The following is a 22,130-nucleotide window of genomic DNA, read 5'->3' as shown; positions in this document are numbered from 1 at the left end:
GACAACGCAAAGGGCCCCGCACCTCTCGGTGCGGGGCCCTCTCTGTGCTTGGTGCTCTGTGTCGAGCTACCAGGTCAGACCATCAAGTGATTACTTGGTGATCTTGACGACCTGGCCGGCGCCGACGGTCCGGCCACCCTCACGGATGGCGAACTTCAGGCCCTCTTCCATGGCGACCGGCTGGATCAGCGCGACGTCCATGAGGGTGTTGTCACCCGGCATGACCATCTCGGTGCCCTCGGGGAGGGTCACAACGCCCGTTACGTCCGTGGTACGGAAGTAGAACTGCGGGCGGTAGTTGTTGAAGAACGGGGTGTGACGGCCACCCTCGTCCTTCGACAGGATGTAGGACTGCGCCTGGAAGTCCGTGTGCGGCGTGACCGAGCCCGGCTTGATGATGACCTGGCCGCGCTCGACGTCCTCGCGCTTGATGCCACGAAGAAGCAGACCGACGTTCTCACCGGCCTGGCCCTCGTCGAGCAGCTTGCGGAACATCTCGATGCCGGTGACCGTGGTGGTGGTCTTCTCGGTCTTGATACCGACGATGTCGACGGTCTCGTTGACCTTCAGGACACCACGCTCGATGCGGCCGGTGACGACCGTACCGCGACCGGTGATCGTGAAGACGTCCTCGATGGGCATGAGGAACGGCTTCTCGACGTCACGCTCGGGCTGCGGGATCGACTCGTCGACGGCGGCCATGAGGTCCAGAACGGTCTGGCCCCACTCCTTGTCGCCCTCGAGCGCCTTGAGCGCCGAGACCTTGACGACCGGAAGGTCGTCGCCCGGGAACTCGTACTCGGAGAGGAGCTCACGAACCTCGAGCTCGACGAGCTCCAGGATCTCCTCGTCGTCCACCATGTCGGCCTTGTTCAGGGCGACGACGATGTACGGAACGCCGACCTGGCGGGCCAGGAGCACGTGCTCCTTGGTCTGCGGCATCGGGCCGTCGGTGGCGGCAACCACGAGGATCGCGCCGTCCATCTGCGCGGCACCCGTGATCATGTTCTTGATGTAGTCGGCGTGCCCGGGGCAGTCGACGTGCGCGTAGTGACGCGACTCGGTCTGGTACTCGACGTGCGCGATCGAGATCGTGATACCGCGCTGGCGCTCTTCGGGAGCCTTGTCGATCTGGTCGAAGGCCGAGGCCTCGTTCAGGTCGGGGTACGCGTCGTGCAGCACCTTGGTAATGGCGGCCGTAAGGGTCGTCTTACCGTGGTCGATGTGACCGATGGTGCCGATGTTGACGTGCGGCTTAGTCCGCTCGAACTTTGCCTTCGCCACTGAATCCTCCTGCGGAGTGGTTCTGTACGCCTTGCTTCATCGGCGCCAGGTGATCTTTGCTGGGATGCCGGGGCCCGGGGCATTCGGCACGGATTGCGCTGAATGCCCCAGTGGCTCCGGTGATAAGCCTAAAGCGTGTACTCGGGTGAGTTACTCGCCCTTGGCCTTCGCGATGATCTCCTCGGCGACGTTCCGCGGAACCTCGGCGTAGGAGTCGAACTGCATCGAGTAGCTTGCGCGACCCGAGGTCTTGCTGCGGAGGTCGCCGACGTAGCCGAACATCTCCGAGAGGGGCACGAGGCCCTTCACGACGCGGGCGCCGCTGCGCTCCTCCATGGCCTGGATCTGGCCACGGCGGGAGTTGAGGTCGCCGATCACATCGCCCATGTAGTCCTCGGGCGTGGTGACCTCGACGGCCATCATCGGCTCGAGGAGCACGGGAGAGGCCCTGCGAGCACCCTCCTTGAACGCCTGCGAACCGGCGATCTTGAAGGCGAGCTCCGAGGAGTCGACCTCGTGGTAACCACCGTCGAGAAGGGTGACGCGGACGCCGACCATCTCGTAACCGGCCAGGATGCCGAACTGCATGGCTTCCTGGGCGCCCGAGTCCACCGAGGGGATGTACTCCCTGGGGATACGGCCACCGGTGACCTTGTTGACGAACTCGTACGAGGCGTCGCCGCCTTCGATGGGCTCGATGGCGATCTGCACCTTCGCGAACTGGCCAGTACCACCAGTCTGCTTCTTGTGCGTGTAGTCGATACGCTCGACGGCCTTGCGGATCGTCTCGCGGTACGCGACCTGGGGCTTGCCGACGTTCGCCTCGACGCGGAATTCGCGCTTCATGCGGTCGACGAGCACCTCGAGGTGAAGCTCGCCCATACCACCGATGATGGTCTGGCCGGTCTCCTCGTCGGAGTGCACCTGGAACGAGGGGTCCTCTTCAGCGAGACGCTGAATGGCGACGCCCAGACGCTCCTGGTCACCCTTGGACTTCGGCTCGATCGCGACCTGGATGACCGGCGCCGGGAAGTCCATGGACTCCAGGATCACCGGCTGCTTGTCGTCGCACAGAGTCTCACCGGTGGTGGTCTGCTTCAGACCCATGACGGCGACGATGTCGCCGGCGCCCACCGAGGGGATCTCTTCACGCTTGTTCGCGTGCATGCGGTAGATCTTGCCGATGCGCTCCTTCTTGCCCTTGACGGAGTTCAGCACCGAGGTGCCGGCCTCCAGGCGACCGGAGTAGATCCGGACGAAGGTGAGCTTGCCCAGGTGCGGGTCGCTCGCGATCTTGAACGCCAGGCCGGAGAACGGCTCGTCGTCCGACGGCTTGCGCTTGACGACCTTCTCCGGGTCCTTGACGTCGTGGCCCTCAATTGCCTCGACGTCCAGGGGGGAGGGGAGGTAGCGCACAACGGCGTCGAGCAGGGGCTGGACGCCCTTGTTCTTGAACGCCGTACCGCAGAACACCGGGGAAACGGTGACGGAGTCGGCAGTGCCCTTGGAGGCAAGCGTGATCCGGCGGATGGCCGCGTAGAGCTGGTCCTCGGTGGGCTCCTGGCCCTCGAGGTACATCTCCATCATCTCGTCGTCGTGCTCCGAGACGGACTCGAGCAGCTTCCCGCGCCACTCGTCGGCCGCCTCGGTGTGCGTCGCCGGGATGTCGACGATGTCGTACGCCTCGCCCTTGGCCGCCTCGGCGGACCAGACGAAGGCCTTCATCGTGACGAGGTCGACGACACCCTGGAAGTCGGCCTCTGCACCGATCGGCAGCTGCATGACGAGCGGGACGGCGCCGAGGCGGTCCACGATCATGTCGACGCAGCGGTGGAACTCGGCGCCCGTACGGTCGAGCTTGTTGACGAAGCAGATACGCGGAACGCCGTAGCGGTCCGCCTGACGCCAGACAGTCTCGGACTGGGGCTCGACGCCCGCGACACCGTCGAACACGGTGACAGCGCCGTCGAGGACGCGGAGCGAACGCTCCACCTCGACGGTGAAGTCGACGTGACCCGGGGTGTCGATGATGTTGATCGTGTGATCAACCTCATTGAGCGGCCAGTGGCAGGTCGTCGCGGCAGACGTGATCGTGATGCCGCGCTCCTGCTCCTGCTCCATCCAGTCCATCGTGGCAGCGCCGTCGTGGACTTCACCGATCTTGTAGCTCACACCGGTGTAGAAGAGGATCCGCTCAGTGGTGGTCGTCTTGCCCGCGTCGATGTGGGCCATGATCCCGATGTTGCGGACCTTGGCCAGGTCAAGCGAAGTGGTGGCCATATGGCTCAGTCTTCTCTCGGTCTCGATGTGGGTAGGGACTACCAGCGGTAGTGCGCGAAGGCCTTGTTGGACTCGGCCATCTTGTGCGTGTCCTCACGCTTCTTGACGGCCGCACCGAGGCCGTTCGAGGCGTCGAGGAGCTCGTTCATGAGGCGCTCGGTCATCGTCTTCTCGCGACGGGCGCGGGAGTAACCCACGATCCAGCGGAGGGACAGGGTCGCAGCGCGGCCCGGCTTGACCTCGATCGGCACCTGGTAGGTGGCGCCACCGACACGGCGGGACTTGACCTCGAGCGAGGGCTTGACGTTCTCAAGCGCACGCTTCAGCGTGATGACCGGGTCGTTGCCGGTCTTCTCGCGGAGGCCTTCCATCGCGCCGTAGACAATGCGCTCAGCGGTGGAGCGCTTGCCGTCGAGCAGGATCTTGTTGATCAGCGACGTGACAAGAGGAGAACCATAGACCGGGTCAATGATGACCGGGCGCTTCGGGGCGGGGCCCTTACGAGGCATTCTTACTTCTCCTTCTTGGCGCCGTAGCGGCTGCGGGCCTGCTTGCGGCCCTTGACACCCTGGGTGTCAAGGGAGCCGCGGATGATCTTGTAGCGAACACCGGGCAGGTCCTTCACACGGCCGCCGCGCACGAGCACGATCGAGTGCTCCTGCAGGTTGTGTCCCTCACCCGGGATGTAGGCCGTGACCTCGATGCCGGAGGTCAGGCGAACACGCGCGACCTTACGGAGGGCCGAGTTGGGCTTCTTCGGGGTGGTCGTGAAGACGCGGGTGCAGACACCACGACGCTGGGGCGAACCCTCGAGCGCGGGGGTCACGTTCTTCTTGACCTTGTCCTGCCGGCCCTTCCGGACCAGCTGCTGAATTGTAGGCACTACTTCTCCGGTTTCTGTGTGCCGTCGGTGAAACTAACCTGGAACATCTCCGACCCACGCGGTCGGGTGTGTCGAATCATGCAGACCCCCGCCGCCAAGGCGGAGAGGGCGCAGATTGCGGTGGCCGTTCGTTGGTTCCGTATGCGGTTGAGGACACGCAACGGAGCCAGGGCACACCCCAGGCACAAGGTCAGATCGTACCTACCGCATCGGCTCTGGTCAAAACAAGTGCCCACGCGCACGACAGCGGGGGCGCAAGATACGCCACTGGGCGGCCACCCGCGAGGGGTGACCGCCCAGTGGACGTGACCTATTCGCTCTTACTGGTTGTACGGACCGTAGTCGTAGTCCTCCAGCGGGACGGCCTGGCCGGAGCCGGTGCCGAACGGCGAGTAGTCGATGTCGTCGTAGCCGACGGCCGAGTACATCGCTGCCTTGGCCTCCTCGGTGGGCTCCACCCGGATGTTGCGGTAGCGGGAGAGACCCGTACCGGCCGGGATGAGCTTACCGATGATGACGTTCTCCTTGAGGCCGATCAGGGAGTCGGACTTGGCGTTGATCGCCGCGTCCGTCAGAACCCTGGTCGTCTCCTGGAAGGAAGCCGCGGACAGCCACGACTCCGTCGCCAGCGAGGCCTTGGTGATACCCATCAGCTGCGGACGGCCGGAGGCGGGGTGACCGCCCTCGGTGACCACACGACGGTTCTCGGTCTCGAACTTCGAGCGCTCGACGAGCTCGCCCGGCAGGAGCTCCGCGTCGCCGGACTCGATGATCGTCACGCGGCGCAGCATCTGCCGGATGATGATCTCGATGTGCTTGTCGTGGATCGACACGCCCTGCGAGTTGTAGACCTTCTGGACTTCGCCGACCAGGTGGACCTGGACCGCACGCTGACCGAGGATCCGGAGCACGTCGTGCGGGTTGGTGGCACCCACGGTGAGCTTCTGGCCCACCTCGACGTGGTCGCCCTCGCCGACCAGCAGGCGGGCACGCTTGGAGATCGGGAACGGAGTCTCCTCCGAGCCGTCGTCCGGCGTGACCACGAGCTTCTTGGTCTTCTCGGTCTCCTCGATACGGACGCGGCCTGCCGCCTCCGAGATCGGGGCGACACCCTTGGGCTGACGGGCTTCGAAGAGCTCGACAACACGGGGCAGACCCTGGGTGATGTCGTCACCCGCCACACCACCGGTGTGGAAGGTACGCATCGTCAGCTGGGTACCGGGCTCACCGATGGACTGGGCGGCGATGATGCCGACCGCCTCACCGATGTCGACCAGCTTGCCGGTGGCGAGCGAGCGTCCGTAGCAGAAGGCACAGGTGCCGACCGCGGACTCACAGGTCAGGACCGAACGGGTCTTGACCTCCTCGACGCCCGCGTTGACCAGCGCGTCGATGAGCACATCGCCCAGGTCGACGTTGGCCGGCGCGATGACCTTGCCGTCGATGACGACGTCCTCGGCGAGCATGCGGGCGTAGACCGAGGTCTCGACGTCCTCCGTCTTGCGGAGCACACCGGCCTCGTCCTTGACCGCGATCTTCAGCTTCAGACCGCGCTCGGTGCCGCAGTCCTCCTCGCGGATGATGACGTCCTGCGAGACGTCCACCAGACGACGGGTCAGGTAACCCGAGTCGGCGGTACGCAGGGCGGTGTCAGCCAGACCCTTACGGGCACCGTGCGTGGAGATGAAGTACTCGAGGACGGTCAGGCCCTCACGGAACGACGCCTTGATGGGACGCGGGATCGTCTCGTTCTTGGCGTTCGACACCAGACCACGCATACCGGCGATCTGACGCATCTGCATCATGTTTCCTCGGGCACCCGAGTCAACCATCATGAAGATGGGGTTCACCTTGGGGAAGTTCGCGTTCATCGCCTCGGCAACCTCGTTGGTCGCCTTGGTCCAGATCGCGATGAGCTCCTGCGTGCGCTCGTCCTTGGTGATCAGACCGCGCTCGTACTGCTTCTGGACCTTCTCGTCCTGAGCCTCGTAGCCCTGGACGATGGCCTTCTTGGCCTCCGGGACGACGATGTCCGAAACGGCGACGGTGACGCCGGAACGGGTCGCCCAGTGGAAGCCGGCCGCCTTCAGGTTGTCGAGCGTCGCCGCCACGATGACCTTGGGGTAGCGCTCGGCCAGGTCGTTGACGATCTCGGAGAGCTGCTTCTTGCCCACCGAGTAGTCGACGAACGGGTAGTCCTCGGGCAGCAGCTCGTTGAAGAGCGCGCGGCCCAGGGACGTACGCAGCCGGAAGGTGTCACCCGGCTGGTACTCGGGCTCGCCCTCCTCGGCGACCGGCGGCACCCAGCCACGCGGCGGCATGGTGCCCACCGGGAAGCGGATGTCGACCTGCGACTGCAGCGCCAGCTCACGGTTGTCGAACGCCATGACCGCCTCGGCCGTGGAGCCGAATGCACGGCCCTCGCCCTTGGTGTCACGGAGCTCGCCGTCGGTGGTCAGGAAGAACAGACCGAGGACCATGTCCTGGGTCGGCATCGTGACCGGCCGGCCGTCGGCGGGCTTGAGGATGTTGTTCGAGGACAGCATCAGGATGCGGGCCTCGGCCTGCGCCTCTGCCGAAAGCGGCAGGTGCACGGCCATCTGGTCACCGTCGAAGTCCGCGTTGAACGCGGTGCAGACGAGCGGGTGGATCTGGATGGCCTTGCCCTCGACCAGCTGGGGCTCGAAGGCCTGGATGCCGAGGCGGTGCAGGGTGGGTGCACGGTTCAGCAGCACCGGGTGCTCGGCGATGACCTCTTCGAGGACGTCATACACGACGGTGCGGCCACGCTCGACCATGCGCTTGGCCGACTTGATGTTCTGCGCGTGGTTCAGGTCCACCAGGCGCTTCATCACGAACGGCTTGAAGAGCTCCAGCGCCATCGCCTTCGGCAGACCGCACTGGTGCAGCTTGAGCTGCGGACCGACGACGATCACGGAACGCGCGGAGTAGTCCACACGCTTGCCGAGGAGGTTCTGGCGGAAACGACCCTGCTTGCCCTTCAGCATGTCGCTGAGGGACTTGAGCGGGCGGTTGCCGGGACCGGTCACCGGGCGACCACGACGACCGTTGTCGAAGAGGGCGTCCACGGCCTCCTGGAGCATGCGCTTCTCGTTGTTCACGATGATCTCGGGAGCACCGAGGTCGAGAAGCCGCTTCAGGCGGTTGTTGCGGTTGATCACGCGGCGGTACAGGTCGTTCAGGTCGGAGGTCGCGAAGCGGCCACCGTCCAGCTGCACCATCGGGCGAAGGTCCGGCGGGATGACCGGCACGCAGTCGAGCACCATGCCCTTGGGCTTGTTGGCCGTCTGCAGGAACGCGGAGACGACCTTCAGGCGCTTGAGCGCACGGGTCTTCTTCTGGCCCTTGCCGGTACGGATGATCTCGCGGAGGCGCTCGGCCTCCTCGTCGAGGTCGAAGGACTCGAGGCGCTTCTGCAGCGCGGCGGCACCCATGCAACCGTCGAAGTACGTGCCGAAACGGTCACGCAGCTCGCGGTAGAGGAGCTCGTCGCCCTCGAGGTCCTGGACCTTGAGGTTCTTGAAGCGGGCCCAGACCTCGTCGAGACGGTCGATCTCGCGCTGCGCACGGTCGCGCAGCTGCTTCATCTCGCGCTCGGCACCTTCGCGCACCTTGCGGCGCACGTCGGCCTTGGCACCCTCGGCCTCGAGCTCGGCCAGGTCGGTCTCGAGCTTCTTGGCGCGGGCCTCCAGGTCGGAGTCGCGACGGTTCTCCACGGTCTGACGCTCGACGGAGACGTGAGCCTCCAGCGAGGGCAGGTCGCGCGTCCGGCGCTCCTCGTCCACGAAGGTGATCATGTACGCGGCGAAGTAGATGACCTTCTCGAGGTCCTTCGGCGCGAGGTCGAGCAGGTATCCCAGACGTGACGGGACGCCCTTGAAGTACCAGATGTGCGTGACAGGGGCGGCCAGCTCAATGTGGCCCATCCGCTCACGACGCACCTTGGCGCGAGTGACTTCGACGCCGCAGCGCTCGCAGATGATGCCCTTGAAGCGGACACGCTTGTACTTACCGCAGTAGCACTCCCAGTCCCGGGTCGGACCGAAGATCTTCTCGCAGAAGAGCCCGTCCTTTTCCGGCTTGAGCGTGCGGTAGTTGATTGTCTCCGGCTTCTTGACTTCGCCGTGAGACCAGGTTCGGATGTCGTCCGCGGTGGCAAGGCCGATCCGCAGCTCGTCGAAGAAGTTGACGTCGAGCACTTGTCGTCAATCCCTCTTTCAGGGTCGAGTGTCAAACATGGTCTGAACGGTCCGGGGCGGCCGGGACTCCCCGAGGGAAGTCCCGGCCAGGCCCGTCAGACCTCTTCGACGCTGCTCGGCTCGCGCCGGGACAGGTCGATTCCGAGCTCTTCCGCAGCGCGGAAGACATCCTCGTCCGTGTCGCGCATCTCGATGGACATGCCGTCCGAGGACAGCACCTCCACGTTGAGGCAGAGCGACTGCATTTCCTTGATGAGCACCTTGAAGGACTCGGGAATGCCGGGCTCGGGGATGTTTTCGCCCTTGACGATGGCCTCGTAGACCTTCACGCGGCCGGTCACGTCGTCGGACTTGATGGTGAGGAGTTCCTGGAGTGCGTACGCGGCGCCATATGCCTCCAGCGCCCACACCTCCATCTCACCGAAGCGCTGACCACCGAACTGAGCCTTACCACCCAGCGGCTGCTGCGTGATCATGGAGTACGGACCGGTCGAACGCGCGTGGAGCTTGTCGTCGACCAGGTGGTGCAGCTTGAGGATGTACATGTAGCCGACCGAGACCGGCTCCGGGAACGGCTCGCCGGAGCGGCCGTCGAAGAGGTTGGCCTTGCCCGAGGGCTGGACCAGCCGGACACCGTCGCGGTTGGGGATCGTGGACTGGAACAGTCCGGTGATCTCGTCCTCGCGGGCGCCGTCGAAGACCGGGGTCGCGACGTTGGTGCCGGCAGGCACCTGGTCGGCGCCGATGGCCTGCAGTCGCTGCGCCCAGTCGTCCGCCAGACCGGAGACGTCCCAGCCGCGGCTGGCGAGCCAGCCGAGGTGGATCTCCAGGACCTGTCCCGGGTTCATTCGGGACGGGACACCCAGCGGGTTCAGGATGATGTCGACCGGCGTGCCGTCCTCAAGGAAGGGCATGTCCTCGATCGGAAGGATCTTGGAGATGACACCCTTGTTGCCGTGGCGGCCGGCGAGCTTGTCACCGTCGGTGATCTTGCGCTTCTGCGCCACGTAGACACGAACCAGCTGGTTCACGCCCGGCGGCAGCTCGTCGCCCTCTTCACGGTCGAAGACGCGGACGCCGATGACCTTGCCGATCTCACCGTGCGGCACCTTCAGCGAGGTGTCGCGCACTTCGCGCGCCTTCTCACCGAAGATCGCGCGGAGCAGGCGCTCTTCCGGCGTCAGCTCGGTCTCACCCTTGGGCGTGACCTTGCCGACGAGGATGTCGCCGGCGACGACCTCAGCACCGATACGGATGATGCCGCGCTCGTCGAGGTCGGCGAGGACCTCTTCGGAGACGTTCGGGATGTCCCGGGTGATCTCCTCCGGGCCGAGCTTGGTGTCACGGGCGTCGACCTCGTGCTCCTCGATGTGAATCGAGGAGAGGACGTCGTCCTGGACCAGCCGCTGGCTGAGGATGATCGCGTCTTCGTAGTTGTGGCCCTCCCACGGCATGAACGCCACGAGGAGGTTCTTGCCGAGCGCCATCTCGCCCATCTCGGTCGCGGGACCGTCGGCCAGAACCTGGCTCTCGATCACGCGGTCGCCCTCGTTGACGACAACCTTCTGGTTGACCGAGGTGCCCTGGTTCGAGCGGGAGAACTTGGCGATGCGGTACGTGGTGTACGTGCCGTCGTCGTTGGTGACGGTGATGTAGTCCGCGGAGACTTCCTGGACGACACCCGACTTCTCGGCCTTCAGTACGTCACCGGCGTCGACCGCACAGCGGTACTCCATGCCGGTGCCGACGAGGGGAGCCTCGGACGTGATCAGCGGCACGGCCTGACGCATCATGTTCGCGCCCATGAGCGCGCGGTTTGCGTCGTCGTGCTCGAGGAACGGGATCATCGCGGTCGCGACCGACACCATCTGGCGCGGCGAGACGTCCATGTAGTCGACGTCGTCACCGGGGATGTAGTCGATCTCCCCGCCACGACGGCGGACCAGCACGCGCGCCTCGGTGAAGCGCATCTCCTCGGACAGCGTCGCGTTCGCCTGGGCGATCACGAAGCGGTCTTCCTCGTCCGCGGTCAGGTAGTCGACGTCGTCGGTGACGACGCCCTCGACGACCTTGCGGTACGGGGTCTCGACAAAGCCGAACGCGTTGACGCGGCCGTACGAGGCGAGCGAACCGATCAGACCGATGTTCGGGCCTTCAGGCGTCTCGATCGGGCACATGCGGCCGTAGTGCGAGGGGTGCACGTCACGGACCTCGAAGCCGGCCCGCTCACGGGAGAGACCACCCGGGCCAAGCGCCGACAGACGGCGCTTGTGGGTGAGACCCGACAGCGGGTTGTTCTGGTCCATGAACTGCGACAGCTGGCTGGTGCCGAAGAACTCCTTGATGGAGGCGACGACCGGCCGGATGTTGATCAGGGTCTGCGGCGTGATCGCCTCGACGTCCTGGGTCGTCATGCGCTCACGCACGACGCGCTCCATACGAGCCAGACCCGTGCGGACCTGGTTCTGGATGAGCTCGCCGACGTTGCGCAGACGACGGTTGCCGAAGTGGTCGATGTCGTCGGTCTCGACGACGATGGACCGGCCGGACTCGCCGACCGTCTCCAGCTCACCGGCGTGCAGCTTCACCAGATACTTGATCGTGGCGATGATGTCGTCGGAGGTCAGGACGCCCGCGTTCAGCGGCTCGTCGGCGCCGAGCTTCTTGTTCACCTTGTAGCGGCCGACCTTCGCGAGGTCGTAGCGCTTCGGGTTGAAGTAGAGGTTCTCGAGCAGCGTCTGAGCAGCCTCACGCGTGGGCGGCTCGCCCGGGCGCAGCTTGCGGTAGATGTCGAGCAGTGCGTCGTCCTGGCCCTGGGTGTGGTCCTTCTCCAGGGTGGCGCGCATCGACTCGTACTCGCCGAACTCCTCGAGGATCTGCTCGGTGGTCCAACCGAGAGCCTTGAGCAGGACGGTGACGGACTGCTTGCGCTTGCGGTCGATGCGGACACCGACCATGTCGCGCTTGTCGATCTCCATCTCCAGCCAGGCACCCCGGGAAGGGATGATCTTGGCGGAGAAGATGTCCTTGTCGGACGTCTTGTCGATGGAGGAGTCGAAGTAGACACCCGGCGAGCGGACCAGCTGCGACACGACGACACGCTCGGTGCCGTTGATGACGAAGGTGCCCTTGTTGGTCATGAGCGGGAAGTCGCCCATGAAGACCGTCTGGGACTTGATCTCGCCGGTCTCGTTGTTGGTGAACTCGGCGGTGACGAAGAGCGGGGCCGCGAACGTGAAGTCGCGCTCCTTGCACTCGTCGATCGAGTTCTTCGGGGGCTCGAAGCGGTGGTCGCGGAAGGTCAGCGACATCGACCCGGAGAAGTCCTCAATCGGAGAGATCTCCTCGAAGATCTCCTCCAGGCCGGACTTGGTGGGGACGTCCTGTCCACTCTCGAGAGCGGCCTCGACGCGACCCTTCCATGCGGCGTTGCCGAGAAGCCAGTCAAAGCTTTCGGTCTGCAGCGCAAGAAGGTTCGGAACCTCGAGGGGCTCCTTGATCTTTGCAAAAGAGATGCGCAGCGGGGCAGTGCTTGCGCCGTTGTTCGTATTGGCGGTCGAGGCGTTGCGCGAGGCGGCCAAGAGGGGGTCCTTCCGAGGGCTCGGACTCACTACGCGCGTACCGGTCCCAGCGGGGCACAGAGACAGCCCGTTCCTGAATCAGCCGAAAGGCCAGGTCAGGAAAGTTCGGTCATCGATGCTCAAGCAAGGGCATGCCCCTGGTGACGGGCAGGGGGCAGCTAACAGGCAGCGCAAAGGGTCAGTGTAGCCATTCGGCACACCGATGTCCAGTGCGGGTTTTTAGACACCCTCAGATCTTTCACTGTTCTGCTGCCCTGCGCTGCTGACCTGCGGAAGAACCTCTGCGCCAGAGGCGCACAACGATCCTGCCCTCTTCGTCTTCGATCCATGCCTCGGATGCGGATCGAAGCGACGACGCGTCCTGAGAATTGCGCGCTGCGTGCGGTTCGTCAAGGCCCCTTGGTGCCCGCTACGTTGCCGTCCGGCGCACAACGAAGATCACCATACTCGTCATAGCCGGAAGAGCAAGGCAGGCGGCAGGGGCGTCACCGTACGCCGAAGGGCGACCACCCTTACGGGTGATCGCCCTTCAGTTCAGAGAGTCGGAAGACTCGCCTCCACCCGGCCGTAGCCGCGTGTCAGGTACTTACTTGACCTCGACCGAGGCGCCGGCGCCCTTGAGGGACTCGGCAGCCTTCTCGGCGGCCTCCTTGGCGACCTTCTCGAGGACGGGCTTCGGAGCGCCGTCGACGAGGTCCTTGGCCTCCTTCAGACCCAGGGAGGTCAGCTCGCGCACGACCTTGATGACCTGGATCTTCTTCTCGCCGGCACCGGTGAGGATGACGTCGAACTCGTCCTGCTCCTCAGCGGCCTCGGCGGCGCCGCCACCCTGGGCGGGGCCGGCAACGGCGACGGCCGCGGCGGCGGTGACGTCGAACTTCTCCTCGAACGCCTTAACGAACTCGGAGAGCTCGATGAGGGTGAGCTCCTCGAACTGGGCGAGCAGGTCTTCCTGGCTGAGCTTCGCCATGATGGCGGGTCCTTCCACTAATTCGGCAGGTGCCGAGGTACATGTCGGCGGGCGTACAGGCCCGCTGCGACCTTCGCCGAGTGGCGTCGGTCATTGCGCGAGCCGAATTACTCGGCACCGCCCTGCTCGTCGGCAAGCTTGACGCGAAGCGCTTCCGCGGTGCGGACGAACTTCGACGGCAGCGCCTGGAAGAGCTGTGCAGCCTGAGTCTGCTTGCCCTTCATGGCACCGGCCAGCTTGGCGAGCAGAACCTCGCGGGACTCGAGGTCCGCAAGCTTCTTGATCTCATCGGCGGACAGCGCCTTACCGTCAAGGACACCGCCCTTGATGATCAGGTTCGGGTTCTCCTTGGCGAAGTCACGAAGACCCTTCGCCGACTCCACCGGGTCACCGGTGATGAAGGCAACCGCCGTCGGACCACTGAAGTGGTCGTCCAGCGAAGTGATCCCGGCCTCGTTGGCCGCAATCTTGGTCAGCGTGTTCTTCACCACGGCGTACTGGGCGTTCTCACCGAGCGAACGACGCAGCGTCTTGAGCTGCGCCACGGTGAGACCCCGGTACTCGGTCAGCACGGCGGCGTTCGAGCTGCGGAACTGGTCCGCGAGCTCGGCTACCGCGGCAGCCTTGTCGGGCCTTGCCATAGAGCGTCGGCCTCCTTCCGGGTGATGAGGACCGCTCAGAAGGTTCCGCAGAAAACGAAAACGCCCCAGCACAAGTGCATGGGGCGTGCGCTCAACCGGCTGTGTTCAGTGAAGAACAGCGTCCGGGAGTACTTCCACAAACACCTGCGCGGGTCGTCCGCTTCCAGCGGATCCTTCGGCCACCGCACTCCCTTGCGAGAACACGGCAACGACCAGCGGTCTTTGGCTTCTGTGGAAGATTACGTGAAAGGGGCGGCGTCAGGCAAATCCGCTCCCGTGGTGAGGTTTGAACCGCCTACTGCTTCTTGATCAGCTGGGTGAAGTCGACCGTGTCCCCGGCCGGCGGCGCCTCGGCCGGAGCGCTGGTGCCGTAGTCCGAGTAGTAGACCGTCGAGTTGAGTTCGCCCGTCTTCATCTGGCCGCGCTCGACCTTCTTCACCAGCAGATTGTCCTTGTCGACCCAGATGTCGACCTGCTCGGTGGTGATGCCGGACTTCTCCAGTTGGGCCTTGAGCTCATCGAGCTTCTCGGCGCTGAGGGAGGAGTTCTTCGCCGTCAGCCTGGCCACGTCGACCGTGCCCGAGTAGTGCGTCGCGGAGACCCCGCGCACGTCCTCCGCGCCCACCTTCTTCACGTCGCCTGAGGCAAGCAGTGACTTCACACCCTGGTCCGGGGTGGTGTTCTGCATCTGGTCCTTCATGGCGTCGCCGGAGGCGCCCATGATCTTGGACAGATCGGCGTAGCGGTACTCGATCCAGTGCTTGCCGCCCGTCTGCTTGGCGAAGGCGTCGCCCATGTTCACGTAGTACGCGTCGTGCAGATAGCGGGCCTTGGCCGTGCCGTCGGAGCCCATCTGCTTCATGGAGTCCGCCATCGAGCCGGCGGTGTAGGTGATGTCCATGGTGCCGGTGACGCCGTTCGACCAGGCCATCACGCCGCTCTGCTTCATGGACACGGCGGAGCCCATCACCGTCGTGCCCTCGACCTTGGCCGACTTGGCCCCGCTGGTCTTCTGCTGGGCCAGCCGCAGCGCCGCGATCGGGTTGGCCACCTCGGCCGCTCCCCCGCCCCCGGAGCCGCCGGAGCCGCAGGCCGCGATGCCGGTCAGTGCCACGGCCGCGACGACGGCCGTACAGGTGTTCCGTACGGTGCTCGTACTCATGAATTGCCCGCCCCTCAGGTGCTGTTGGTACCCCTGCATTCTGTCGGTACCCGGTGCGGGTTCCTCGACGAAGCACAAAAGAAACCGGGCCCCGCACCTCCGAAGAGGTGCGGGGCCCGGTGCCACTTGGCAAGCCGTCAGGCTCAGACCGCGGCCGGGTCCTCCTCGACGAGGAGGTTGCGGGTGCGGTTGGCGTCCAGCGGGATGCCCGAGCCCATCGTGGTGGCCAGGGTGGCCTTCTTGATGTAGCGGCCCTTGGCGGCGGACGGCTTCAGACGGAGGACTTCCTCCAGCGCCGCGGCGTAGTTCTCGACCAGCTTCGTCTCATCGAAGGAAACCTTGCCGATGATGAAGTGCAGGTTCGAGTGCTTGTCGACGCGGAACTCGATCTTGCCGCCCTTGATGTCGTTGACAGCCTTCACGACGTCGGGGGTGACGGTGCCGGTCTTCGGGTTCGGCATCAGACCACGCGGACCGAGCACGCGGCCGAGGCGGCCGACCTTGCCCATGAGGTCCGGGGTGGCGACGACGGCGTCGAAGTCCAAACGGCCCTTCGCAACCTCGTCGATGAGCTCGTCGGAGCCGACGATGTCGGCGCCCGCGGCGAGTGCGGCCTCTGCACGGTCGCCGGTCGCGAAGACCAGGACCCGGGCGGTCTTGCCGGTGCCGTGCGGGAGGTTCACGGTGCCACGGACCATCTGGTCGGCCTTGCGCGGGTCAACGCCCAGACGCATGGCGACCTCGACGGTGCCGTCGAACTTCGTGGCCGAGGTGGCCTTGGCGAGACGGACGGCCTCGAGCGGCGCGTAGGTGCGCGCCGAGTCGATCTTGGCGTCCGCAGCGCGGAGATTCTTGCTGCGCTTCACTGCTTCTCCTGTGTGTCAGGTATGGAGTCGTGGTGCGGACCAGCGCTGGCCCTACCACTGAGGTGCTACGGGGGCTGGATCAGCCCTCGACCGTGATACCCATCGAACGGGCGGTGCCAGCGATGATCTTCGACGCGGCGTCGAGGTCGTTGGCGTTCAGGTCGGGGAGCTTGACCGTGGCGATGTCGCGGACCTGGGCGGCCGTGAGCTTGGCAACCTTGGTCTTGTGCGGCTCGCCTGAGCCCTTGTCCACACCTGCGGCCTTGAGGATCAGCTTCGCGGCCGGCGGAGTCTTCGTGATGAAGGTGAAGGAACGGTCTTCGTAGACCGTGATCTCCACCGGCACGACCATGCCACGCTGCGACTCGGTCGCGGCGTTGTAGGCCTTGCAGAACTCCATGATGTTGACGCCGTGCTGGCCCAGTGCGGGGCCGACCGGCGGCGCCGGGTTAGCGGCGCCCGCGTTGATCTGGAGCTTGATAAGCCCCGTGACCTTCTTCTTCTTGGGAGGCATTGCTCTCTCCGGGTCCTAGTGAGAGTTTTTCGCCCACATCCGGTCATCCGGATGGAGGCATACCGCACAACGATAACGGGTATAGCTGCGCGACCAAAAACCAAGCAGGTCAGACCGGCTGCGAGAGCCTGTCTGACCTGGTCGGTAGGCGTGTGTCCAGAAGGACTTAGCTGTTCTTCTGGATCTGGTCGAAGCTGAGCTCGACCGGAGTCTCGCGGCCGAAGATCTCGACGAGGCCCTTGACCTTCTTCGAGTCGGCGTTGATCTCGTTGATCGTGGCCTGGAGTGTCGCGAACGGGCCGTCGGTGACCGTGACCGAGTCGCCGACCTCGAAGTCCAGTACCTGGACCTCGAGCTTGCGCTGCGGCGCCGGCAGACCGGCCTCTTCCGCGGCGGCCTTGGCGGCCTTCTCCTCGGCCTCCGGGGCGAGCATCTTGAGGATCTCGTCCAGCGTCAGCGGGTACGGGTCGTAGGCGTTGCCGACGAAGCCGGTGACTCCGGGGGTGTTGCGGACAACGCCCCAGGACTCGTTGGTGAGGTCCATGCGGACCAGCACGTAACCGGGAAGCTTGTTCTGGCGGACGTTCTTGCGCTCGCCGTTCTTGATCTGGACGATTTCCTCTTCAGGCACCTCGGCCTGATAGATGAACTCCTCCACGTTCAGCGAGACGGCACGCTGCTCCAGGTTGGCCTTCACGCGCTTCTCGTAACCGGCGTACGTGTGGATGACGTACCACTCGCCGGGCAGACCGCGGAGCTCCTCGCGCAGGGCCTCGACCGGGTCGAGAGCCTCGGCGGGCTCGGCCTCGGCGGGCTCCTCGTCGCCTTCGGCGGCGTCGGCCTCTGCCTCGACGGCCTCGACTGCGGCTTCGTCCTCATCGGTCTCTGCGACCGCTTCGGCCTCGTCCTCGATGTGCACGGCGGCCTCTTCGGCCGGCTCGCCAGCAGCGGCGTCAGCAGCTTCTGCCTGGTCGGGGTCCACAGCGTCTGCCGCCTCGACGATGTCGAGCTCGGCCTCGGCGGACTCGTTCAGGTTCGGGTCAGACACGGTGGCTGCTTCTTCCTGGATACAAAGGTGTGGAACATGCGAAAGGGGCGCCGCTCCGGGCGCCCTTCGCGGGATCAGCCAAAGACGTACTTGACGGCCTGGTTGAACCCATAGTCAATCACGGTCACGATGCCGATCATGATGACAACAAAGACAATGACCACTGACGTGTACGACGTCAGCTGGTTGCGCGTCGGCCAGACCACCTTGCGGAGCTCCGCAACGATCTGACGGTAGAAGAGCGCGAGACGGCCGAAGGGGCCCTTCTTGCCGCGCTTTCCACCCTTGCGCGCCTTCTTGCTCGACTCCGGCGCCTCATCCTGTGCATCAGGCATGTCGATGGAGCCGACGGCGTCCGTCACGATCTCTCACCTGATTCCGGGTCGTGACCATGCCGCGCCCGGTGGAGCCGCATGGCAATCAATGAAGTACTTACATGCGCACACAACCGGCGAAGGTGTGTGTAGCAGGGCCGGAGGGACTTGAACCCCCAACCGCTGGTTTTGGAGACCAGTGCTCTACCAATTGAGCTACGACCCTTTGTGGTTCCCCCAACGTACCGCATCCGAAGATGTGGTTGCTGTGGGCCAACGGTGAGTGAGTGTACGTGCTCACGGGGCTGACGTCGAACAGATCATTCCTGCCCAGTCCGTGAAACCCGTGTGCCGAGCGCGTTTCAGGTCTGGGACGATGGGCCGTATGAGCGCTGCAACTCCTCCTACCGAGCGCAGGGTCTCCGCCCGCATCGGTGCTATCTCCGAGTCCGCGACCCTCGCCGTCGACGCGAAGGCCAAGGCCCTCAAGGCCGCCGGACGCCCGGTGATCGGCTTCGGGGCCGGTGAGCCCGACTTCCCGACGCCCGACTACATCGTCGAGGCCGCGATCGAGGCCTGCCGCAACCCGAAGTACCACCGCTACACCCCGGCCGGCGGGCTCCCCGAGCTCAAGGCCGCCATCGCCGCCAAGACGCTGCGTGACTCCGGTTATGAGGTGGACGCCTCCCAGGTCCTGGTCACCAACGGTGGCAAGCAGGCGATCTACGAAGCGTTCGCCGCGATCCTCGACCCGGGCGACGAGGTCATCGTCCCGGCTCCGTACTGGACGACGTACCCCGAGTCGATCCGCCTCGCGGGCGGTGTCCCGGTCGATGTCGTGGCCGACGAGACCACCGGCTACCGGGTCTCGGTGGAGCAGCTCGAGGCTGCCCGCACCGAGCGGACCAAGGTCGTCCTCTTCGTCTCGCCGTCCAACCCGACCGGCGCCGTATACAGCGAGGCCGACGCCGAGGCGATCGGGCGCTGGGCCGTCGAACACGGTCTGTGGGTGCTCACCGACGAGATCTACGAGCACCTCGTCTACGGGGACGCCACCTTCACCTCGCTGCCGGCGATCGTGCCCGAGCTGCGCGACAAGTGCATCGTCGTCAACGGCGTCGCCAAGACGTACGCGATGACCGGCTGGCGCGTGGGGTGGATCATCGGCCCGAAGGACGTCGTCAAGGCCGCGACCAACCTGCAGTCGCACGCCACGTCGAACGTCAGCAATGTGGCGCAGATCGCCGCGCTGGCCGCCGTCTCCGGGAGCCTGGACGCGGTCGCCGAGATGCGGACCGCCTTCGACCGGCGCCGGCAGACCATCGTGCGGATGCTCAGCGAGATCGACGGAGTCGTCTGCCCGACGCCGGAGGGTGCCTTCTACGCGTACCCCTCGGTGAAGGGGCTGCTCGGCAAGGAGATCCGGGGCAAGCGGCCGCAGACCTCGGTCGAGCTCGCCGCGCTGATCCTGGACGAGGTCGAGGTCGCCGTGGTGCCGGGTGAGGCCTTCGGGACCCCGGGTTACCTGCGGCTCTCGTACGCGCTGGGCGACGAGGACCTGATCGAGGGCGTCTCGCGGCTGCAGAAGCTGCTGGCCGAGGCCCGCGACTAGTTTTTGCGGGTATGGACACGGGCTTCCGGTTTCGGCCGGGGGCCCGTTTCTTCGTTCGGGCAACTACTCATAGGGGGAAAGCCGCTACCGGGGGGACGGGTGCGTACGGCAGGATCTTGGGATGGAGCACGTACGTGATGTGAGGCTGTTGCCCAAAGCCCATCTGCATCTGCACTTCACCGGGTCGATGCGGCCCTCGACCCTGCTGGAACTGGCCGACAAGTACGGCGTCCACCTGCCCGAGGCGCTGACTGGTGGGGAGCCCCCGAAGCTGCGGGCCACCGACGAGCGGGGGTGGTTCCGCTTCCAGCGGCTCTACGACATCGCGCGGTCCTGCCTGCGTACCCCCGACGACATCCGGCGCCTCGTGCGCGAGGCCGCCCAGGAGGATGTGCGGGACGGGTCGGGGTGGCTGGAGATCCAGGTCGATCCGACGTCGTACGCGCCCCTGCTCGGCGGATTGATCCCGGCTCTGGAGATCATCCTGGATGCCGTCGATTCGGCTTCGCGGGAGACCGGGCTCGGGATGCGGGTGGTCGTCGCGGCGAACCGGATGAAACATCCGCTGGACGCACGGACACTTGCGCGCCTCGCGGTGCGTTATGCCGACAGGGGGGTGGTGGGGTTCGGACTGTCCAATGATGAACGCCGGGGCATGGCGCGGGACTTCGACCGGGCCTTCGCGATCGCGCGCGAGGGCGGGCTGCTGGCCGCACCTCATGGCGGGGAGCTGAGCGGGCCCTCTTCCGTACGGGACTGCCTGGACGACCTGCACGCGACGCGGATCGGGCACGGGGTGCGGGCGGCCGAGGACCCGCGGCTGCTGCGGAAGCTCGCTGAGCGCGGGGTGACGTGCGAGGTGTGTCCGGCGTCCAATGTGGCGCTGGGGGTCTATGAGAAGCCCGAGGACGTACCGCTGCGGCGGCTGTTCGACGCGGGGGTTCCCATGGCGCTGGGGGCCGACGACCCGCTGCTGTTCGGGTCGCGGCTGGCGGCGCAGTACGAACTGGCGCGCAAGCACCAGGGGTTCAGCGACGAGGAGCTGGCCGAGCTGGCGCGGCAGTCGGTCAGGGCGTCCGCCGCACCGGTGGACGTACGGGAGAAGCTGCTGTCCGGGGTGGACGACTGGCTGGCCGTCTGACCCCGGACACCGGGGTTGCCAGGTGAGCTTCGGGCGGGCCGACGGGGACAGCTCCATGGTCCTGACGACCGTGTGGTGCTCCGCGAACTTCTTCATCTCCAGCGCCGCACACAGGGCGTTGGCCGCGCGCTTGGGGCACTGGCCGCCGAGGGTCCTCGTAGACCTGCACGGCCGTCCTGCTGGACATGCCGACGATGATCGTCGTGCCGTCCCTGTCGAGCCGCTCAAGGGTCTGCTCGGAGCTTGTGTCCACCGTGCTGCCCGCGCCAGGAGCGGGGAGGACCCTATGCGATCCCTTTGAGCAGCGTGCGGGCGATTCCTGCGGCGAACTCGTCCAGGGGGTGCGGGGGGACGCCGTCCTCGGACATCTCGTAGGCGAAGGCGCGTTGGGCGCAGGCTCCGAGGAGGAGGGAGGCCGCGGCGTACGTGTCCGCTTCGGGGCCGACGCGGCCTGCCCGCTGTTCGGCGCGGAGATAGGCGTCGAGGCGGCGGATGGGCATGTGCGGGCCGGCGCCGATGGCGCGCATGGCGTCGTCGTGGCGCTGCTTGAGGCGGGGTTCGGCGTAGAGCGAGGCGGCGATCGGGAAGCTCTCGGCGTAGAAGAGGGCGGCCTGGCGGGCGATCGTGGTCAGGTTCTCCTCGACGCTGTGGCCGCCGGGGCTTTCGACCAGGGTGTTCAGCAGGGGTGCCAGTTTGGGCAGCCGTTCGCTGAGGACCGTGATGAAGAGGTCCTCCTTGCTCGGGAAGTACTTGTAGAGCGCTGCCTCCGAGCAGCCCGCCGCCCTGGCGATCTCCTTGGTGGTGGTGCGGGCGAGGCCGGCTGTGCGCATGAGTTCGTGAGCTGCGTCGACGATGCGGACGCGGGCCGGCTTCTGCTGCATGGAGGGACCAACCAAGCTTGACGAGTGGGTGAGCGTTTACTCACTATAGGGGTGAGTGAACACTTACCCACCCGGGAGGAAGCGCCATGAGGCTCACCGTTTTCGGAGCGACCGGCGGTATCGGTCAGGAGATCGTCAAGCAGGCGGTGGCGGCAGGGCACCAGGTCACCGCGGTGGTACGGGATCCGGCGCGGCTGCCCGTCCGGCTGTCGGAGGTGGAGGTCTTCACCTCCGCTCTCGACGACGCGGAAGAACTGCGGGCCGCCGTGTCCGGACGCGACGCGGTGCTCTCCGGGCTCGGGGCGAGGAAGCGGTCGGACGCGGGGGTCGCGGCCCGGCTGACCCGGCCGGTGCTGCGCGCCATGGAGGCGGAGGGGACGCGGCGGCTCCTCGTGGTCAGCGCGGCGCCGCTCGCACCTGCGCCGGAGGTACGGGAGGCGCTGCTCGACCGCGTCATGCTCTCCGCGATCAACGCGATCCTGAAGGACGTGTACGCCGACCTTCGGGCCATGGAGGAGGAGATGGCGCGGAGCGCGACGGACTGGACGGCCGTACGACCGCCGAAGCTCACCAACGGGGCGCGGACGGGTGCGTACCGCACCGAGATCGGGGGCAATCCGCGCAAGGGGCGTTCGATCGCGCGGGCCGATGTGGCCCACGCGATGCTCGCGCTGGTGGACGATGCGCGGGCCTTCAAGCAGGGGGTCGGGGTCGCGTACTAGGGGCGGAGGAC

17 protein-coding genes and 1 tRNA gene are annotated in these 22,130 nt (G+C 65.9%); 3 read left to right on the top strand and 15 right to left on the bottom strand.

The features are described 5' to 3' along the window. Window positions 1-90 precede the first annotated feature (90 nt). The 14 genes from tuf to AB0H78_RS36545 form a co-directional block, all read right to left on the bottom strand. Window positions 91-1,284: an elongation factor Tu gene (tuf, locus tag AB0H78_RS36610; protein ID WP_363239149.1), complete on the bottom strand. Its 1,194-nt coding sequence runs from the start codon at window positions 1,282-1,284 to the stop codon at window positions 91-93. Between the two features lie 150 nt (window positions 1,285-1,434). Then, window positions 1,435-3,564: an elongation factor G gene (fusA, locus tag AB0H78_RS36605; protein WP_363239148.1), complete on the bottom strand. Its 2,130-nt coding sequence runs from the start codon at window positions 3,562-3,564 to the stop codon at window positions 1,435-1,437. A 38-nt stretch (window positions 3,565-3,602) separates the two neighbouring features. Beyond that, the gene (gene rpsG, locus AB0H78_RS36600) at window positions 3,603-4,073 is read right to left on the bottom strand and encodes a 30S ribosomal protein S7 (RefSeq protein WP_363239147.1); all 471 of its coding nucleotides are present in this window, start codon (window positions 4,071-4,073) and stop codon (window positions 3,603-3,605) included. A 2-nt stretch (window positions 4,074-4,075) separates the two neighbouring features. Continuing rightward, window positions 4,076-4,447 carry a 30S ribosomal protein S12 gene (rpsL, locus tag AB0H78_RS36595; RefSeq protein WP_363239146.1) on the bottom strand — a complete coding sequence of 124 codons (372 nt, stop codon included), beginning with the start codon at window positions 4,445-4,447 and terminating at the stop codon, window positions 4,076-4,078. Window positions 4,448-4,767: 320 nt separating this feature from the next. Further along, window positions 4,768-8,667, bottom strand: a complete 3,900-nt coding sequence (locus tag AB0H78_RS36590) for a DNA-directed RNA polymerase subunit beta' (protein WP_363239145.1) — start codon at window positions 8,665-8,667, stop codon at window positions 4,768-4,770. 95 nt (window positions 8,668-8,762) lie between these two features. Continuing rightward, window positions 8,763-12,248 (bottom strand): DNA-directed RNA polymerase subunit beta, encoded by a 3,486-nt coding sequence (rpoB, locus tag AB0H78_RS36585; protein WP_363239144.1) that lies wholly within the window; start codon window positions 12,246-12,248, stop codon window positions 8,763-8,765. Between the two features lie 586 nt (window positions 12,249-12,834). Beyond that, window positions 12,835-13,218, bottom strand: a complete 384-nt coding sequence (rplL, locus tag AB0H78_RS36580; RefSeq protein ID WP_363239143.1) for a 50S ribosomal protein L7/L12 — start codon at window positions 13,216-13,218, stop codon at window positions 12,835-12,837. 107 nt (window positions 13,219-13,325) lie between these two features. Then, on the bottom strand, window positions 13,326-13,859 hold the full coding sequence (gene rplJ / locus AB0H78_RS36575) for a 50S ribosomal protein L10 (protein ID WP_329118662.1): 534 nt from the start codon (window positions 13,857-13,859) through the stop codon (window positions 13,326-13,328). A 295-nt stretch (window positions 13,860-14,154) separates the two neighbouring features. Then, window positions 14,155-15,021 (bottom strand): hypothetical protein, encoded by an 867-nt coding sequence (locus tag AB0H78_RS36570; protein WP_363239142.1) that lies wholly within the window; start codon window positions 15,019-15,021, stop codon window positions 14,155-14,157. Window positions 15,022-15,164: 143 nt separating this feature from the next. After that, a complete protein-coding gene (gene rplA / locus AB0H78_RS36565) occupies window positions 15,165-15,887 on the bottom strand; it encodes a 50S ribosomal protein L1 (protein ID WP_363239141.1) in 723 nt (240 codons plus the stop codon). Window positions 15,888-15,966: 79 nt separating this feature from the next. Next, a complete protein-coding gene (rplK, locus tag AB0H78_RS36560) occupies window positions 15,967-16,401 on the bottom strand; it encodes a 50S ribosomal protein L11 (RefSeq protein ID WP_329118668.1) in 435 nt (144 codons plus the stop codon). Window positions 16,402-16,567: 166 nt separating this feature from the next. Beyond that, window positions 16,568-17,449: a transcription termination/antitermination protein NusG gene (gene nusG / locus AB0H78_RS36555; RefSeq protein ID WP_363239140.1), complete on the bottom strand. Its 882-nt coding sequence runs from the start codon at window positions 17,447-17,449 to the stop codon at window positions 16,568-16,570. A gap of 74 nt (window positions 17,450-17,523) precedes the next feature. Next, the gene (gene secE, locus AB0H78_RS36550) at window positions 17,524-17,811 is read right to left on the bottom strand and encodes a preprotein translocase subunit SecE (RefSeq protein ID WP_363239139.1); all 288 of its coding nucleotides are present in this window, start codon (window positions 17,809-17,811) and stop codon (window positions 17,524-17,526) included. A 105-nt stretch (window positions 17,812-17,916) separates the two neighbouring features. Continuing rightward, window positions 17,917-17,989, bottom strand: a tRNA-Trp gene (locus AB0H78_RS36545). Window positions 17,990-18,148: 159 nt separating this feature from the next. Here AB0H78_RS36545 and AB0H78_RS36540 point away from each other — a divergent pair. Further along, window positions 18,149-19,375, top strand: coding sequence for a pyridoxal phosphate-dependent aminotransferase (locus tag AB0H78_RS36540; RefSeq protein ID WP_363239138.1), 1,227 nt, complete (start codon window positions 18,149-18,151; stop codon window positions 19,373-19,375). 121 nt (window positions 19,376-19,496) lie between these two features. After that, window positions 19,497-20,516: an adenosine deaminase gene (locus AB0H78_RS36535; protein ID WP_363239137.1), complete on the top strand. Its 1,020-nt coding sequence runs from the start codon at window positions 19,497-19,499 to the stop codon at window positions 20,514-20,516. A 284-nt stretch (window positions 20,517-20,800) separates the two neighbouring features. Here AB0H78_RS36535 and AB0H78_RS36530 read toward each other — a convergent pair whose 3' ends face one another. Beyond that, window positions 20,801-21,397 (bottom strand): helix-turn-helix domain-containing protein, encoded by a 597-nt coding sequence (locus tag AB0H78_RS36530; RefSeq protein WP_363239136.1) that lies wholly within the window; start codon window positions 21,395-21,397, stop codon window positions 20,801-20,803. 86 nt (window positions 21,398-21,483) lie between these two features. On the opposite strand from AB0H78_RS36530, the gene AB0H78_RS36525 reads away from it, so the two are divergent. After that, entirely contained in the window at window positions 21,484-22,119 is a 636-nt protein-coding gene (locus tag AB0H78_RS36525; RefSeq protein WP_363239135.1) for an NAD(P)H-binding protein, read from the top strand. Window positions 22,120-22,130 lie beyond the last annotated feature (11 nt).

Source organism: Streptomyces sp. NPDC050738 (assembly GCF_040654175.1).
GTDB lineage: Bacteria > Actinomycetota > Actinomycetes > Streptomycetales > Streptomycetaceae > Streptomyces.
The sequence above is the reverse complement of the archived record's forward strand: the minus strand, read 5'-3'. Positions and strand labels throughout refer to the sequence as shown.

Excerpts from the sequence above, each read along its gene's own strand:
- fusA (WP_363239148.1), bottom strand. The coding sequence starts at position 3,564 with ATGGCCACCACTTCGCTTGACCTGGCCAAGGTCCGCAACATCGGGATC.
- rpsG (WP_363239147.1), bottom strand. The coding sequence starts at position 4,073 with ATGCCTCGTAAGGGCCCCGCCCCGAAGCGCCCGGTCATCATTGACCCG.
- rplL (WP_363239143.1), bottom strand. The coding sequence starts at position 13,218 with ATGGCGAAGCTCAGCCAGGAAGACCTGCTCGCCCAGTTCGAGGAGCTC.
- rplJ (WP_329118662.1), bottom strand. The coding sequence starts at position 13,859 with ATGGCAAGGCCCGACAAGGCTGCCGCGGTAGCCGAGCTCGCGGACCAG.
- AB0H78_RS36570 (WP_363239142.1), bottom strand. The coding sequence starts at position 15,021 with ATGAGTACGAGCACCGTACGGAACACCTGTACGGCCGTCGTCGCGGCC.
- rplK (WP_329118668.1), bottom strand. The coding sequence starts at position 16,401 with ATGCCTCCCAAGAAGAAGAAGGTCACGGGGCTTATCAAGCTCCAGATC.
- AB0H78_RS36540 (WP_363239138.1), top strand. The coding sequence starts at position 18,149 with ATGAGCGCTGCAACTCCTCCTACCGAGCGCAGGGTCTCCGCCCGCATC.
- AB0H78_RS36535 (WP_363239137.1), top strand. The coding sequence starts at position 19,497 with ATGGAGCACGTACGTGATGTGAGGCTGTTGCCCAAAGCCCATCTGCAT.
- AB0H78_RS36530 (WP_363239136.1), bottom strand. The coding sequence starts at position 21,397 with ATGCAGCAGAAGCCGGCCCGCGTCCGCATCGTCGACGCAGCTCACGAA.
- AB0H78_RS36525 (WP_363239135.1), top strand. The coding sequence starts at position 21,484 with ATGAGGCTCACCGTTTTCGGAGCGACCGGCGGTATCGGTCAGGAGATC.